Origin of the sequence: Enterococcus sp. FSL R5-0957, assembly GCF_038008005.1 — a bacterium.
Lineage (GTDB): Bacteria > Bacillota > Bacilli > Lactobacillales > Enterococcaceae > Enterococcus_B > Enterococcus_B faecium.
Genome location: NZ_JBBOYG010000001.1, coordinates 80,111 through 94,633 on the forward strand (window position 1 = coordinate 80,111; position 14,523 = coordinate 94,633).

At 39.8% G+C, this 14,523-nt stretch carries 11 protein-coding genes and 1 pseudogene; 10 read left to right on the plus strand and 2 right to left on the minus strand.

Annotated elements, in window-relative coordinates; translation table 11 throughout:
- Positions 1 to 84 precede the first annotated feature (84 nt).
- Positions 85 to 831, plus strand: coding sequence for a tRNA pseudouridine(38-40) synthase TruA (gene truA / locus MKX69_RS00450; RefSeq protein ID WP_002298563.1), 747 nt, complete (start codon positions 85 to 87; stop codon positions 829 to 831).
- Positions 832 to 1,351: 520 nt separating this feature from the next.
- On the opposite strand, the gene MKX69_RS00455 is transcribed toward truA, so the two are convergent.
- Both MKX69_RS00455 and rpmB read right to left on the minus strand, forming a co-directional pair.
- Positions 1,352 to 4,021, minus strand: a complete 2,670-nt coding sequence (locus MKX69_RS00455; RefSeq protein ID WP_341008261.1) for a YfhO family protein — start codon at positions 4,019 to 4,021, stop codon at positions 1,352 to 1,354.
- Positions 4,022 to 4,258: 237 nt separating this feature from the next.
- On the minus strand, positions 4,259 to 4,447 hold the full coding sequence (gene rpmB / locus MKX69_RS00460) for a 50S ribosomal protein L28 (protein ID WP_002290463.1): 189 nt from the start codon (positions 4,445 to 4,447) through the stop codon (positions 4,259 to 4,261).
- A gap of 269 nt (positions 4,448 to 4,716) precedes the next feature.
- Between rpmB and MKX69_RS00465 the strand changes: the two genes are divergently transcribed.
- The 9 genes and pseudogenes from MKX69_RS00465 (at position 4,717) to MKX69_RS00505 (ending at position 14,502) form a co-directional block, all read left to right on the plus strand.
- Positions 4,717 to 5,079, plus strand: coding sequence for an Asp23/Gls24 family envelope stress response protein (locus MKX69_RS00465; RefSeq protein WP_142644589.1), 363 nt, complete (start codon positions 4,717 to 4,719; stop codon positions 5,077 to 5,079).
- A gap of 51 nt (positions 5,080 to 5,130) precedes the next feature.
- Entirely contained in the window at positions 5,131 to 6,813 is a 1,683-nt protein-coding gene (locus MKX69_RS00470) for a DAK2 domain-containing protein (RefSeq protein WP_002301169.1), read from the plus strand.
- A gap of 116 nt (positions 6,814 to 6,929) precedes the next feature.
- Positions 6,930 to 8,966 (plus strand): ATP-dependent DNA helicase RecG, encoded by a 2,037-nt coding sequence (recG, locus tag MKX69_RS00475; protein ID WP_002319434.1) that lies wholly within the window; start codon positions 6,930 to 6,932, stop codon positions 8,964 to 8,966.
- A 48-nt stretch (positions 8,967 to 9,014) separates the two neighbouring features.
- Complete coding sequence (gene plsX / locus MKX69_RS00480) at positions 9,015 to 10,016, plus strand: phosphate acyltransferase PlsX (RefSeq protein WP_002289721.1); 1,002 nt, start codon at positions 9,015 to 9,017, stop codon at positions 10,014 to 10,016.
- Positions 10,017 to 10,137: 121 nt separating this feature from the next.
- On the plus strand, positions 10,138 to 10,380 hold the full coding sequence (gene acpP / locus MKX69_RS00485; RefSeq protein ID WP_002294295.1) for an acyl carrier protein: 243 nt from the start codon (positions 10,138 to 10,140) through the stop codon (positions 10,378 to 10,380).
- 267 nt (positions 10,381 to 10,647) lie between these two features.
- Positions 10,648 to 11,652, plus strand: a complete 1,005-nt coding sequence (locus tag MKX69_RS00490) for an ABC transporter ATP-binding protein (protein WP_142644590.1) — start codon at positions 10,648 to 10,650, stop codon at positions 11,650 to 11,652.
- Positions 11,653 to 12,597 (plus strand): ABC transporter ATP-binding protein, encoded by a 945-nt coding sequence (locus MKX69_RS00495; RefSeq protein ID WP_002287891.1) that lies wholly within the window; start codon positions 11,653 to 11,655, stop codon positions 12,595 to 12,597. It abuts the gene before it with no gap.
- Positions 12,597 to 13,561: pseudogene (opp4B, locus tag MKX69_RS00500) on the plus strand (oligopeptide ABC transporter permease). The gene MKX69_RS00495 and the pseudogene opp4B overlap by 1 nt, the downstream one beginning before the upstream one ends.
- A gap of 26 nt (positions 13,562 to 13,587) precedes the next feature.
- The gene (locus MKX69_RS00505; RefSeq protein ID WP_002287893.1) at positions 13,588 to 14,502 is read left to right on the plus strand and encodes an ABC transporter permease; all 915 of its coding nucleotides are present in this window, start codon (positions 13,588 to 13,590) and stop codon (positions 14,500 to 14,502) included.
- Positions 14,503 to 14,523: the final 21 nt, after the last annotated feature.

The following is a 14,523-nucleotide window of genomic DNA, read 5'->3' on the forward strand; positions in this document are numbered from 1 at the left end:
TTTTATCTGAAAAGAAAGAACGAAAAAATTTTATAGAAAAATCATTATTCCAGATAACCTTTTAGGAACAAAGGAGAGAAAAACATGGTACGTTACAAAGCAATCATTGCGTACGACGGAACAAATTTTAATGGATTCCAAAAACAGCCAAATGGGCGTACTGTTCAAGAAGAAGTAGAAAAAACATTACAAAAAATGGCAAATGGAAAAGAAATCACGGTCTTTGGTTCGGGAAGGACAGATGCCGGAGTACATGCGATCGGGCAAGTAATCCATTTTGATTATCCAGAGGAGCGTCCGTTAGAACGAATGCGTTTCGCGCTAGATACCCAGTCACCAGAGGATATTGCTGTAAGACAAGTAGAAATTGTTTCAGAAGACTTCCACGCAAGATATTTGGTCAAAGAAAAGACGTATCAATTTCGAGTGGATATAGGGAAACCACGCAGTCCTTTTCGACGCCATTATGCAAGTTATTTTCCTTACCCTCTTGATTTGGAAAAAATTCAGCGGGCACTTCCTGATTTATTAGGGACTCACGATTTCACCTCTTTTTGTGCATCAGGAAGCTCGATAGAGGATAAAGTACGTACGATCTACGAGGCTAAGATGGAGGTAAATGAAACAAAAGACGAATTGTTGTTTACATTTAGAGGAAATGGCTTCTTGTATAAAATGATACGGATCTTAGTAGGAACGCTTTTGAAAATTGGCAATGGCCGATTGCCTGAAGATAGTATCCCAGATATTATTGCGAAAAAAGATCGTAATGCAGCAGGACCTACAGCACACCCTGAAGGACTTTATTTGTATGAAGTGAAATATGAATAAGAGGTTATGATAGAAGTGGTCAGCTTCAAGAAATAAGAAGGAATTTACGAAAATTACTTCTCAAAATTTTGCAAAATTTCGGCTTATTTTCGAAGGAGCTACTTCTGGAACACCGTGAATCAGAGGTTGTGAAAAAGCTGCCCTGCATCAAGCAATAAGCCCAGCCAAACCAAAATAGCTCCTCATATTTTTCGTTTGGCTGGGCTTATTGCCGCAGATGCAAGCTTTTGAACACCGTTTAAGGAAGAGGTTGTGAAATCAGCGTTTTGAGCTAATACCGAAGGTCAGCTGACTGAACACCGTTTAAGAAAGAGGTTGTGAGCCTGTCATTTAACTCTGAGTCACAAGGAGCAATTTCAAAAAACAGCTTCTCATCTTTGATGAATATCGCGACTTGTGAACGAAGCATGGATAAGTGAACCTTCTTTTTGCCATGCTACTTTTTTTGTAACCAAAAAACGATGGAACGTTGTTTTGATTGCCCTTGGTGCGGACAGTCTGAACAGGTTCCATCGTTTCTTTATTTTCTTCGTCTTCTTCTGTGTGTATTTCGCGTTTTTTCTTCTATTGCTGGATCAATCGTGCCATAAAAGGGGCGATTGCGGTCAAGGTACCAGACATAAAGAATAAACAATGCAATACATAGGACAAAAAGGATTGCACCTATCATAAATCCTTCAGGCAAGTAACTGAAAGTGACAGTGTGTTTACCTGCTGGAACTTTTATCATCAAGAATGCGTCTTTGAAATTGCTGACCTTGACTGGTTTCCCATCAATTTTAGCTTTCCATCCTTTGTCATAAGGAATAGTTGTCACCAACATGGAATCTTCAGCGGTATTTACAGTCCCAGAAGCTTTTCTGCCAGTGGCTTCCATTTCGACACCTTTTTCTTTGATCTGATTCATTGCGGCTTGATAGGCTACAACATCTAGACCAACGACTTTAGGCTCCATGAAACTTATTTCTTTCGTCCCATAAAAACTTGCAGTAAATGTCACTGTTGTCTCTTGAGGATAATAACCAAGATCATAGTATTGACCAGAAATGTTGATTTGTGTTTTTCGCGATGTACCATTGACAGTGATCGTCGCACTAGAACTTTCTAATTGTGCAAAATTGGTTGGGAACAAACTTAAGTAAGCTTGTGTATTTGCAGGCACATGGACTTCCCAAGTGAGCTCTTTTGGCTGGTTATCTGCTGTTTCTGAGTAAGTGACGCCAGTCGTTGTCTTTGTGATCGTCGTATTCAACTGATTCTTCAAAGTAGGTGTATAGAATGTAAAATACTGTTCATTTAGACCAGACAATGTATTGATCAAGTTTGTCTGACTGGTCAAATTATCTGTCACTGGCTGCTCAACATCATTAACGGACAACGGTGCAGTAAATGCTAGTGGCAATGCATTGACATTCTGATACAGTGTATAGTCGCCGCTTTGACCAGCTTGGCGGAAGCCATATTTACTGAACGTGCTTTCGTTTTTAGAAATGTTATATTTGATTCCTGTAAACCCATCCATCAGCAAAGTATTATTGTTATAACGGATATTCAAATTTGTCCCTCTTGAACGGAAACCTAATTTATCCAGGTAAGAGGAAGAATTACGATTTCTTATAGAAGAAAACAAACTGATACCACTGTAACCGTAGTTGATCGAATCGTTTGCAGATACTGGATCCAGATTTTCCAAGCGGTAAAACGAGTCGGAATCTTTTTTTGTTTCATTTACAAGAGCTTTCAAGTCAGGATAAGGATCAGTATATAAACTGCGGGAAGCATAATTCCAATCATCAAGAATGCCATGGATCATACTGTTCGTATTGACCAGTGCTTCAGCAGACATGATCAATAATAACAATATACTCAGATGATTGAATGAAAGTTTTTTATGCTGATAAAATCCCACAGCAAAAGCATAAATCCCTAAGAAAACCACTGTCAATACAAAGGAAGTCATCGTCACATAGGTGTAGCTTCCTTCAGGTTTGATGCCCCATGCCACCGCAAAGAGAGCAGCTACGACCAAAATGATTCCTAACAACAGCCCACGATCGTCTTGTTCTATCTTTTCCCATCCTTTTCCTGCAAGCAGGAGCACTAAGAAAGAGAACAGATAGGCATAACGGAATAAAAACATATTCGGTGCATGCATACCATGCCAGAACAAATTCAATGGAACAAGATAAAAACTTGCGATAAGTATGGCGAAAAGACTGCCGTACAAAAATTTATTTTTCAACGGTACTTTCCGACTGGCAAAATAAAACAGACAGAGGACTAACGGGAGCAGACCTGCGTAAACGAACGGAATCGATCCGTATTTTGTCGTGTCATAAACACCAATCATATTTTTCATGATTAGATCCAGATAAGAAGTCGCTTCTGTTTTCAACGTAGTGATCTGACTCAGTGCCTCGCCATTTGACCGAAGATCCAGCACTGCTGGCAATACAATGATCATTGAAGCGCCGCCTGCCAGTAAAGAAGTGATACCATAAGGAACAATCGTTTTTTTATATTCTGACCAGTTTGTCAATAGACGGGCGATAAAATATAAGAAAGAAAAGACGCCAATCATAAAACCCATATAAAAACTGGATAAAAACAAGAGTAAATAACTGATAAATAAAAGTTTCGGCCGTTTAAGATCCATAACACGATGAATCCCCAAAATCACTAATGGAAGATAAACAAATGCATCCAGCCACATGATGATCTCCGAATGTGCAGTGATAAATGAGATCAATGCGTAACTGACGCTAAGTGCAACATGCCCCCAGCGAGGAATCTTGAACGTACGTGCAAGAAACCAAAAAGCCAATCCGGCACAGCCGACCTTAAGCAAAGTCAGAACATACAGTGCATCTGGCATCATCTGGTTTGGAAAAAAGAACACCAGTGGCGTGAAGATCCCGCCTAGATAGTAAGAAATTAAAGATAAATAATTCAATCCTAGAGAAGCATTCCATGTATAAAAAATACTTTGCTTTCCGAGAAGAACATTTCGGAAGCTGGCATGAAAATTAGAAAACTGTGAAAAGGCATCACTTGCCAAAATACTTCTGCTGCTTCCAGGATAGATCTCGATACTTAGATAAACAAGTGCTAAAATCAAAAACGGAATCAGGAAACTAGCTGCTGCGTAGCGTCCATTTTCTCTAAAGAATGACTTTAAATTTTTTTTCATATTTATTTTCCACCAAATTTCTATGAAGTTGTATTCAGTTTATCATATCCTTGTTTTTCTCTGCTTAAAAAGAGTCTAGTTTTCACAAAAAAATAAAATTTAGAATAAATAACTTCATAATTTGTTCGTATAACAAAAATAAACGCAAAAAAAGGGTAGGAATCAAAAGTCCCACCCTTAAAAATTTTTATTAAATAAAAAACCGTTCACTATCTGAACGGTCCAAGTATCATTCAATTAAACGCGTTCAACTTTTCCTGATTTCAAAGCACGAGTTGACACCCAAACTTTTTTAGGTTTTCCGTCGACCATAACGCGAACTTTTTGTAAGTTAGGTTTAACAGTACGTTTTGTTGAGTTCATAGCGTGTGAACGGTTGTTTCCACTTTTTGTCTTGCGACCTGTAAAGTAACAAACTTTTGCCATGGTAATTTCCTCCTTTGCCTTGATTTGGAGCAATAGAATAATTCAGCTCATACCAGACTAACATATCATATAGAATGGGAATTTGCAAGTACATTTTCATAGATACAATTGACAATTGAGAAGAATAATTGTAAATTAAACAAGGTTATACCTGAAATTTTGCAAGGTTTTTGAGTACTTTGGGTAACTGCCTTTTATTTCAAGTTGCGCTATGATAAAATATGATAGAAGAAAAATGGGAGTTTTTTACCCGTTAAGGAGGCTCATTCATGGCTGTAAAAATTCAAACGTCAGCTGGAACCATTGAAATTACCAATGATGTAATTGCAACAGTTGTTGGTGGCGCCGCGACAGATGTGTTCGGTGTTGTAGGAATGGCCAGCAAAAATCAAATTAAAGATAATATTACTGAGATTTTGCGTAAAGAAAATTACTCAAGAGGAGTAGTTGTCCGCCAAGAAGATAATGGTATTGCTGTAGATGTTTATACGATTATCAGCTATGGTACGAAAATCTCTGAAGTTTCCCGCAACGTCCAAGAAAAAGTGAAATACAATCTAGAGGCATTATTAGGCATAACTGCCAATTCAGTTAATGTCTTTGTACAAGGTGTTCGTGTACTGCCAGACTAGGCAGGAGACTGGCTGGTAACTCAGCAGTCGATCTGAAGGAGGATTATCTAGGTGAGTGTAACAGAAATAAGTGCAAGCCAGTTCCAGGAAATGGTCCAGGCAGGTGCGAATCGTCTGCAAGTAAATGCAGAATACGTCAATTCATTAAATGTATTCCCTGTGCCAGATGGCGATACGGGAACAAATATGAATCTATCTATGACTAGTGGAGCTAAGGCAGTAGTAGATTCAACCTCAGAAAAAGTAGGAGAATTAGCAGCAATGCTTTCAAAAGGATTGCTGATGGGTGCGCGCGGAAATTCCGGCGTTATTTTGTCTCAATTGTTTCGTGGATTTTCTAAGCAAATTCCAGATGTTGTCTCATTAAATGCTTCTGATCTTGCTGCAGCCTTCACTCATGGAGTTGAAACTGCGTATAAAGCAGTAATGAAACCAGTAGAAGGAACGATTTTGACAGTAGCTAGAGAAGCAGCGAAAGCTGGAGAAAAGAAAGCAAAAAGTACTGATGATGTCGTTGAAGTAATGACAGCTGTTGTAAAAGGAGCAAAGCGTGCTTTAGCTAAAACTCCAGACTTGCTTCCAGTCCTAAAAGAAGTCGGTGTCGTAGACAGTGGAGGGCAAGGACTGCTGTTTGTTTATGAGGGCTTTTTAAGTGCATTGAATGGAGAATTCCAAGCGGATGAAACATATGAACCTTCTCCAGCAGAAATGGATGATATGGTCAATGCAGAACATCATCGCAGTGTCCAAGGTCAAATGGCGACAGAAGATATCCATTTTGGTTACTGTACAGAAATCATGGTAAAAATCGGAGAAGGACCTACAGTTGATAGTACATTCGATTACGAAGAATTCCGTAACTATTTAGATGGTATAGGAGATTCTTTACTTGTGGTCAATGATGACGAGATCATCAAAGTCCACGTGCATACAGAAAACCCAGGAGAAGTCTTGAATTATGGACAAAAATTCGGTTCATTAGTCAAAATCAAAGTCGACAACATGCGCTTGCAGCATGAGACGATTTTGGAACACGATGAAGAAGTGAACGAGTTTGCGAAAAAAGAAACACCACGTATCCCGTATGGTATCGTAGCGATCGCTGCTGGTAAAGGCGTCCAAGAGCTGTTTGAAAGTTTAGGCGCTAATTATGTTATCAGTGGTGGGCAAACAATGAATCCAAGTACGGAAGACATTGTTAAAGCGATTCAAGAAGTAAACGCAGATAAAGTGATTGTCTTGCCAAACAATAAGAACATCTTCATGGCAGCTGATCAAGCAGCAGAAGTAGCAGATATCCCAGTAGCAGTTGTTCCTTCAAGAACGATTTCCCAAGGATTGACAGCTATGCTTTCATTCAATGATCAAGCTTCTTTAGAAGAAAACAAAGAAACGATGACAGAAATGTTGTCTAGCGTTGTGAGCGGTCAAGTCACTCACGCGATCAGAGATACCTCAATTGACGGTGTAGAGATCAAAGAAGGAGACTTTTTGGGTATGATCGATGGAAAAATCCTGATCTCTAACCCAGATATCACAGCAACAGCGTTAAGTACACTAGAACAAATGATCAATGAGGACACAGAGATCGTAACGATCTTGGCAGGTGATGAAGGAACAGTTGAACAAGCAAATGAATTTGCTGAGAAACTAACAGAAAAACATCCTGATTTGGAAATCGAGATCCACCAAGGAGATCAGCCTGTCTATCCTTATCTATTTTCTGCTGAATAATTTCTGTGTCAGAATATCTTTCTAACACAGTATTCATTCATAAAAGGCCTTCGGTTAGTGATCAGGTATGATCGCTGACCAAGTCCTTTTTTTGTTAAAGGAGGGAGGAAAAATTTATGCGTTCTTTAGATGATCCAATCACTATGCTGGCAGGAGTCGGAGAAAAAAGAGCAGCTAGTCTTGCCAGCTTGGGCATCCAAACGATTGAAGACTTACTGACTTATTATCCTTTTCGCTACGAAGATATTCAGGAAAGAAATCTAAACGAGATCCAGGATCAAGAAAAGGTTACTTTGAAAGGAATCGTAGTCTCGCCTCCTGTGATGAATCGATTTGGTTATAAAAAAAGCCGATTGCAATTTCGTATGATGCAAGAACATGATGTGTTCAACGTTTCTTTTTTTAATCAACCTTATCTAAAAGAAAAAGTCATTTTATCGGAGGAAATCGCCGTATACGGTAAATGGGATGCAAAGCGTAAAGCCTTGAACGGGATGAAGATTTTAGGTTCTCAAACAATGGATGACTTTTCGCCGATATATCACGTCAACAAATCAATTCGTCAAACGACATTAGTTGATCTAATCAAAAAAGGGTTTCAAGAATACGGCACATTGATTGAAGAAAATCTGCCAAACAACCTTGTGGAGAAATATCGACTGCTTGACCGTGCTTCTGCTGTAAGAAGTATGCATTTTCCAAAAGACCACGAAGAAAACCATCAAGCCAAACGACGTGTCGTTTTTGAAGAGTTCTTTTTATTTCAAATGCGTCTTCAAGGATTGAAAAAAGCAGAAAAAGCAGAAACGAATGGTTTGGAGATCCTTTATGATGTCCAAAAATTGAAAGAATTTACTCAAAAGCTACCTTTTGAACTGACAAATGCACAAAAACGTGTAACGAATGAAATCTGTCGGGATCTTCGCAGTCCGCAGCATATGCAGCGACTTTTGCAGGGAGATGTAGGTAGCGGAAAAACAGTGGTTGCCGCGATTGCGTTATACGCTACCGTTACAGCAGGTTTCCAAGGTGCGTTGATGGTGCCTACAGAAATCTTGGCACAACAACATATGGAAAGCTTGCAACAGCTGTTTGATCCCAATGAAGTAACCATCGCATTGCTTACGGGGTCAACGAAAGCAAAAGAACGACGTGAGCTCCTTGAAAAACTAGAGCAAGGGGAAATTAACGTCGTGATCGGCACACATGCATTGATCCAAGATGGAGTCGAATTTCAGAATTTAGGTCTAGTTATTACGGATGAGCAGCACCGTTTTGGCGTGAACCAGCGGAAAGTACTTCGTGAAAAAGGCTGGCGACCAGATGTCTTATTTATGACAGCGACTCCGATTCCTAGAACATTAGCTATTACAGCATATGGTGAGATGGATGTATCTATCATTGATGAACTTCCAGCTGGACGTATCCCGATCGAAACACGCTGGGTAAGAACACCTCAATTGGACAGTGTACTGGATTGGACGAAAAAAGAACTGGCAAGAGGACATCAAATGTATGTCATCTGTCCGCTGATTGAAGAATCAGAAGCATTAGATGTAAAAAATGCAGTGGAAATCTATGAAAAACTTCGTGAACTATTTGCACCAAAATATGAAGTTGGCTTGTTACATGGTAAAATGAAGAATCAGGAAAAAGAAGTAATCATGGAAGCCTTCAAAGACAACCAGATGCAGATATTAGTTTCGACTACTGTAATTGAAGTAGGGGTAAACGTGCCGAACGCGACCGTCATGCTGATCATGGATGCGGATCGATTTGGATTGGCACAGCTGCATCAACTTCGTGGACGTGTTGGACGCGGAAGTGATGCTTCCTACTGTATCTTAGTTGCTAATCCTAAAAATGAACTAGGTGTGGAACGGATGAAAATCATGACAGAGACCACCAATGGTTTTGTACTAAGCGAAAAAGATCTGGAATTACGTGGTCCTGGTGAAGTATTTGGCTTCCGTCAATCTGGTCTGCCTCAATTTGCGATTGCTGACTTGGTGACGGATGGAAATGTTTTGGAGGTAGCCAGAGAAGAGGCTGCAGCCCTTTGGCAAATAAAGGATTGGCAGATGCTTCCTGAGTATCAGCCTTTAGCGCAAAGCCTCCAAATAGAAAATCAGGATAATCGTTATTTCGATTAGCAGACTGTGCTATACTTTATACTGATGACGGAAAAAGGAGTGGAAACAATGAAAATTGCCGTAGATGCAATGGGCGGAGATCACGCACCTCAAGCAATTGTAGAAGGCGTGGCTTTAGCGCAGCAAGATTTTCCAGAAGTAGAATTCTTACTTTACGGAAAAGAAGCAGAAATCAAGAAATACTTAACAAATGAAAAAAACATCACGATTATCCATACAGACGAAAAAATCAATAGTGATGATGAGCCAGTAAAAGCAATTCGACGAAAAAAGACTGCATCAATGGTCCTTGCTGCACAAGCAGTGAAAAACGGTGAAGCAGATGCTGTATTTTCAGCAGGGAATACAGGCGCGCTACTAGCAGCAGGTTTGTTCATCGTAGGACGTATCAAAAATATCGAACGCCCTGGCTTGATGTCTACCTTGCCAGTAGTAGGGAAAGAAGGTGCCGGTTTCGATATGCTGGATCTTGGCGCTAACGCAGAAAACAAACCAGAACATTTGTTGCAATACGGTATTTTAGGTTCTTTTTATGCACGTAAAGTCCGAGGTATCGGACGTCCTCGTGTCGCACTCTTAAACAACGGAACAGAAGCAACAAAAGGTAGTGAAGTGACGAAAAAAGCCTATGAACTCCTTCAGAATGAAACAAGCTTGAATTTTATTGGAAACGTAGAAGCTCGTGAGCTACTCAATGGTGTGGCTGATGTAGTGGTCACAGATGGATTTACAGGCAACGCTGTTTTGAAATCTATTGAAGGAACAGCAATGAATATGATGAATCTACTAAAATCTGCTATTCTAAATGAAGGGATCAAAGGAAAAATGGGCGCTATGCTTTTAAAAGACGGCTTACGTTCTTTGAAAGCAGAAATGGATTATTCCAAACATGGCGGTGCCGTTTTGTTTGGCTTGAAAGCACCAGTCATTAAAACTCATGGAGCAACAGGCCCCGATGCTGTCCGCTATACGATCCGCCAAATCCACACAATGCTTGAGACAGATGTAGTTGGACAATTAGTCGAACAATTTGAAAAAAGTGAAGAATAGCATTTGGATATCTGAAGCAATCCGTTCCATTGAAAAAAAGGTGGACATTCCTGAAAAATGCCAGTAAAATTAGCCATGGTGTAGGTAATTGACAAGTGTATGATTCTTGGAGGTGAAAAAGTTGACTCGCGAAGAAGTATTTAACAAAGTAGCGAAAATTATTTCAAATCATTTTGAGATAGATACCGATAAAGTGACGGATGAATTGAACATCAAAGATGATTTAAAAGCTGATTCAATTAGTATTATGGAATTCGTTTTAGAGCTTGAAGATGAATTCGGTACGGAAATTTCAGATGAAGACGCTGAACAAATTGAAACAGTCGGTGGCGCAGTAGATTATATCAGCAGCCATCTTAAATAATTTCAAATAAAAGCAAAGAGGGATAAAAAGCTGCATGCAGCTTTTTATCCTTCTTTTTTTAATCTTTTTGACACGTAAAAGTCATTTTTCTGATAATTCTGGCGATAAACAGAAATTGTGTTGCAAAGTAAAGCGATTTTCTATATAATTATTAATAATTCATTACACAAAGATAAGAATAACCTTTGTTATAAAACGCTTTATTCTGTGTAATGTCCTTTTTTATTAAGAAAAACTTCCATTTAGGAAGCAGAGAGGGGTATTCGATTGTCCGATAAACAATTATTAGAAGTTCAGAACCTACATACAGGATTCCGACTCAAAGATGACTATTACGATGCAGTAGATGACGTTTCATTTACTTTAGACAAAAACGAGATTTTAGCAATCGTTGGGGAATCTGGGTGCGGGAAAAGTACCTTGGCTACTACGATTATGGGATTACTTGATCCTAATAACACAAAAATTACAGGTGAGATTTTATATAACGATCTGAATTTAATCGACCTGAACGAAACGCTCTATAATAAAATCCGCGGAAATGATATCGGAATGATTTTCCAAGATCCGTTGTCTGCATTAAATCCTCTCATGAGAATCGAAGACCAGATCAAAGAAGGACTTTCCTATCACACAAAGATGAATGCAGAACAGCGTCAAGCTCGTGCACTAGAATTGCTAGAACAAGTAGGGATTCCTAATCCTGCGAGAGTTGGACGCCAATATCCCCATGAACTATCAGGTGGTATGAGACAACGTGTCATCATCGCAATCGCAATCGCCTGCAAACCTCCAATCGTCATTGCAGATGAACCGACGACAGCCCTAGATGTAACCATCCAAGCACAGATTCTTGATTTACTGAAAGACCTTCAGGAAGAAACAAAAACAGGGATCATCTTGATCACTCATGACTTAGGAGTCGTAGCAGAAATGGCTGATCGAGTAGCAGTGATGTATGGCGGACAGTTCGTTGAAGTAGCAGGTGTAAAAGAACTGTTTGATCATCCTAAGCATCCTTATACACGCTCTTTACTGAACTCTATACCACAAGAAGGAAATCATGATGCAGAACTCCATGTGATCGAAGGTGTCGTTCCTTCTCTGAAAAACATGCCTCGTAAAGGTTGTCGGTTTGCACCACGTATTCCATGGATACCAGCAAGCGATCATGAAGAAGAGCCTATCCTTCATGAAGTCGCACCGAACCACTTGGTACGTTGCTCCTGCTATAAGCATTTCCACTTTAGAGACGAAAAAGGAGAGGTGTAGATGACAGAATTAATCACAATCAAAGACCTGAAAGTTCATTACCCTATTCGCAGTGGATTCTTCAATCGAGTAACGGATCATGTATATGCTGTAGATGGTGTGGATTTTATTATCGAAAAAGGAAAGACATATGGTTTAGTGGGAGAGTCTGGCTCTGGAAAATCTACTACGGGAAAAGCCGTTGTGGGATTAGAAAAGGTGACAGCCGGACAAATCATGTATGAAGGAAAAGATGTAACGAAGCGAAGCAACCGCAAAAAAATGGGTTATAACAAGGATGTGCAGATGATCTTCCAAGATTCAATGTCCAGTTTGAATCCTAAAAAGCGAGTGTTGGATATCATTGCTGAACCCATCCGAAATTTTGAACGATTAAGCGATCAAGAAGAAAAGAAAAAGGTAAAAGGACTGCTAGATATCGTTGGGATGCCGGAAGATGCGCTATATAAATATCCTCATGAATTTTCAGGCGGACAACGTCAACGTCTAGGAGTAGCCCGTGCTGTTGCTACCAATCCAAAACTAATCGTAGCCGATGAACCTGTATCTGCTCTGGATCTATCTGTTCAAGCGCAAGTATTGAATTTCATGAAACGAATCCAGCAAGAATACGGCCTCAGCTATTTATTCATTTCACATGATTTAGGTGTAGTAAAACACATGTGCGACAACATCGCAATTATGTACAAAGGTCGATTTGTAGAAATCGGTACAAGAGAAGACATTTATAATGACCCGCGACATATCTATACGAAACGTCTGCTTTCAGCTATTCCGCAAATCGATGTAGAAAATAGGGAAAGCCACAAAGAAAATCGACGAAGAGTAGAACAAGAGTATATCCAAAACCAAAAAGAATACTATGATGCGACTGGTCGAGTCTACGATTTGCGTACGATCACAACTACACACAAAGTGGCGTTGAAAGATGGAGGTGCAAGCTAATGTGGAAAACGATTCTGCGACGTGTTTTATTGATGATCCCGCAAGTTATTATTTTAAGTGTTCTGATCTTCTTATTAGCCCAAGCGATGCCGGGGGATCCATTTACCGGTTTGATCAATCCAAATCAGGATCCGGCAGTGATCGAACAGATGCGACAAGCAGCTGGCTTGAATGACCCATGGTATGTCCAGTACTTCCGTTGGATCGGAAATGCTTTGCAAGGCGATTTTGGTCAAAGTTTCTTATACAAACGCTCTGTTGCTGACTTGATCGGCGAACGGATCATCAACACTTTATATCTATCGATCTTGACAGTTTTGTCCTTACTTATTTGATTGCTGTGCCTCTGGGGATGCTTGCTGGCCGGTATCAAAATTCAATCTTGGATAAGATTGTCGTAATCTACAACTTCTTTAGTTTTGCTGTTCCTTTATTTATCTTCGGCTTGATCATGCTATTTGTTTTTGGTTATCGTTTAGGCTGGTTCCCAACAAGTGGATCACAAACACTAGGTTTGCAAGGTGGATTTATCACTCAATGGATAGACCGTTTGAAATATATTCTGTTACCATCAATTACCCAAGCATTTTTGGCGACTGCCGTCACAATCCAATATCTGCGAAGTGAAGTAATCGATTCGAAATCGCTCGATTTTGTCAGAACAGCCCGTTCCAAAGGGGTACCGACGAATAAAGTATTCAGTCGACATATTTTCCGAAATGCAGCGTTGCCGATGGCTTCTCAAATGGGGTATGAAATCACTTCGTTGATTGCTGGTTCTGTAGTTATCGAAAAGATTTTTGGTTATCCGGGAGTCGGGAAACTATTTATTGATTCCATCGGCCAACGGGACTATACCGTGATCACATCCTTAGTATTGATTTTAGGAATCGCGACGCTAGTGGGGACATTACTTTCAGATATCATCATGAGTATCGTTGACCCGCGTATTCGGATTCAATAAAACCAATCAGAAAGGAGAATGGATCGATGAGTGAAAAAAACAATACAGCAGTTCAAGAAAGTATTCCTCCTATGGGGATACGAATGATTGCTCGAGAATTTAAAAAAGATAAAATTGCTATTTTTTCATTAGGTTTGCTAGTGGTTTTATTATTAGTGATCTTTATCGGTGCGATGCTGACCGATCAAGACAAAGTGATGTATGTTAGTATCTTCGACAAATACGCTGCACCAGGAACAGTTTCGACGCAAGGACAAAAGTTCATTCTGGGAGCAGATGAAGGCGGACGTGATGTATTAGGACAATTGATCATAGGTGCTAGAAACTCTGTTACGATCGGATTTGCGATCACGATCCTTACTTCGATCATCGGGGTTGGATTAGGGATCATCTCTGGCTACTACGGAGGGATCATTGACAACATCTTGATGCGGATCGTTGATTTTATCATGATTCTACCGATCATGCTGATCATTATCGTCTTCGTATCGATTATTTCCAGATACAATGTCTGGTCCTTTATTTTCATCATGAGTGCATTTTATTGGGTAGCTAAAGCCCGATTATTCCGAAGCAAGACATTATCTGAAGCAAGAAGAGATTATGTCAGTGCCTCAAAAACAATGGGAACCAATGATTTTAAAATCATGTTCCGCGAAATCATGCCGAATCTAAGTTCATTAATCATTACTAATTTGACGATGAACTTTGCGGCAAACATCGGCATCGAGACAACTTTGACTTTCTTAGGTTTCGGCTTGCCGGCAAATGTACCTAGTTTAGGTACATTGATCGGTTATGCAAGTAACGGAGAAGTCTTAGTGAATCGGCAATGGATCTGGTTACCCGCATCAATCCTTATTTTAGTTTTGATGTTGAGTATCAATTATGTTGGACAAGCATTCAAGCGTTCTGCAGATGCGCGCCAACGGTTAGGCTAGTATAGAAGCGAAGGGGGAAAT

Excerpts from the sequence above, each read along its gene's own strand:
- truA (WP_002298563.1), top strand. The coding sequence starts at position 85 with ATGGTACGTTACAAAGCAATCATTGCGTACGACGGAACAAATTTTAAT.
- MKX69_RS00455 (WP_341008261.1), bottom strand. The coding sequence starts at position 4,021 with ATGAAAAAAAATTTAAAGTCATTCTTTAGAGAAAATGGACGCTACGCA.
- rpmB (WP_002290463.1), bottom strand. The coding sequence starts at position 4,447 with ATGGCAAAAGTTTGTTACTTTACAGGTCGCAAGACAAAAAGTGGAAAC.
- MKX69_RS00465 (WP_142644589.1), top strand. The coding sequence starts at position 4,717 with ATGGCTGTAAAAATTCAAACGTCAGCTGGAACCATTGAAATTACCAAT.
- recG (WP_002319434.1), top strand. The coding sequence starts at position 6,930 with ATGCGTTCTTTAGATGATCCAATCACTATGCTGGCAGGAGTCGGAGAA.
- plsX (WP_002289721.1), top strand. The coding sequence starts at position 9,015 with ATGAAAATTGCCGTAGATGCAATGGGCGGAGATCACGCACCTCAAGCA.
- MKX69_RS00495 (WP_002287891.1), top strand. The coding sequence starts at position 11,653 with ATGACAGAATTAATCACAATCAAAGACCTGAAAGTTCATTACCCTATT.
- MKX69_RS00505 (WP_002287893.1), top strand. The coding sequence starts at position 13,588 with ATGAGTGAAAAAAACAATACAGCAGTTCAAGAAAGTATTCCTCCTATG.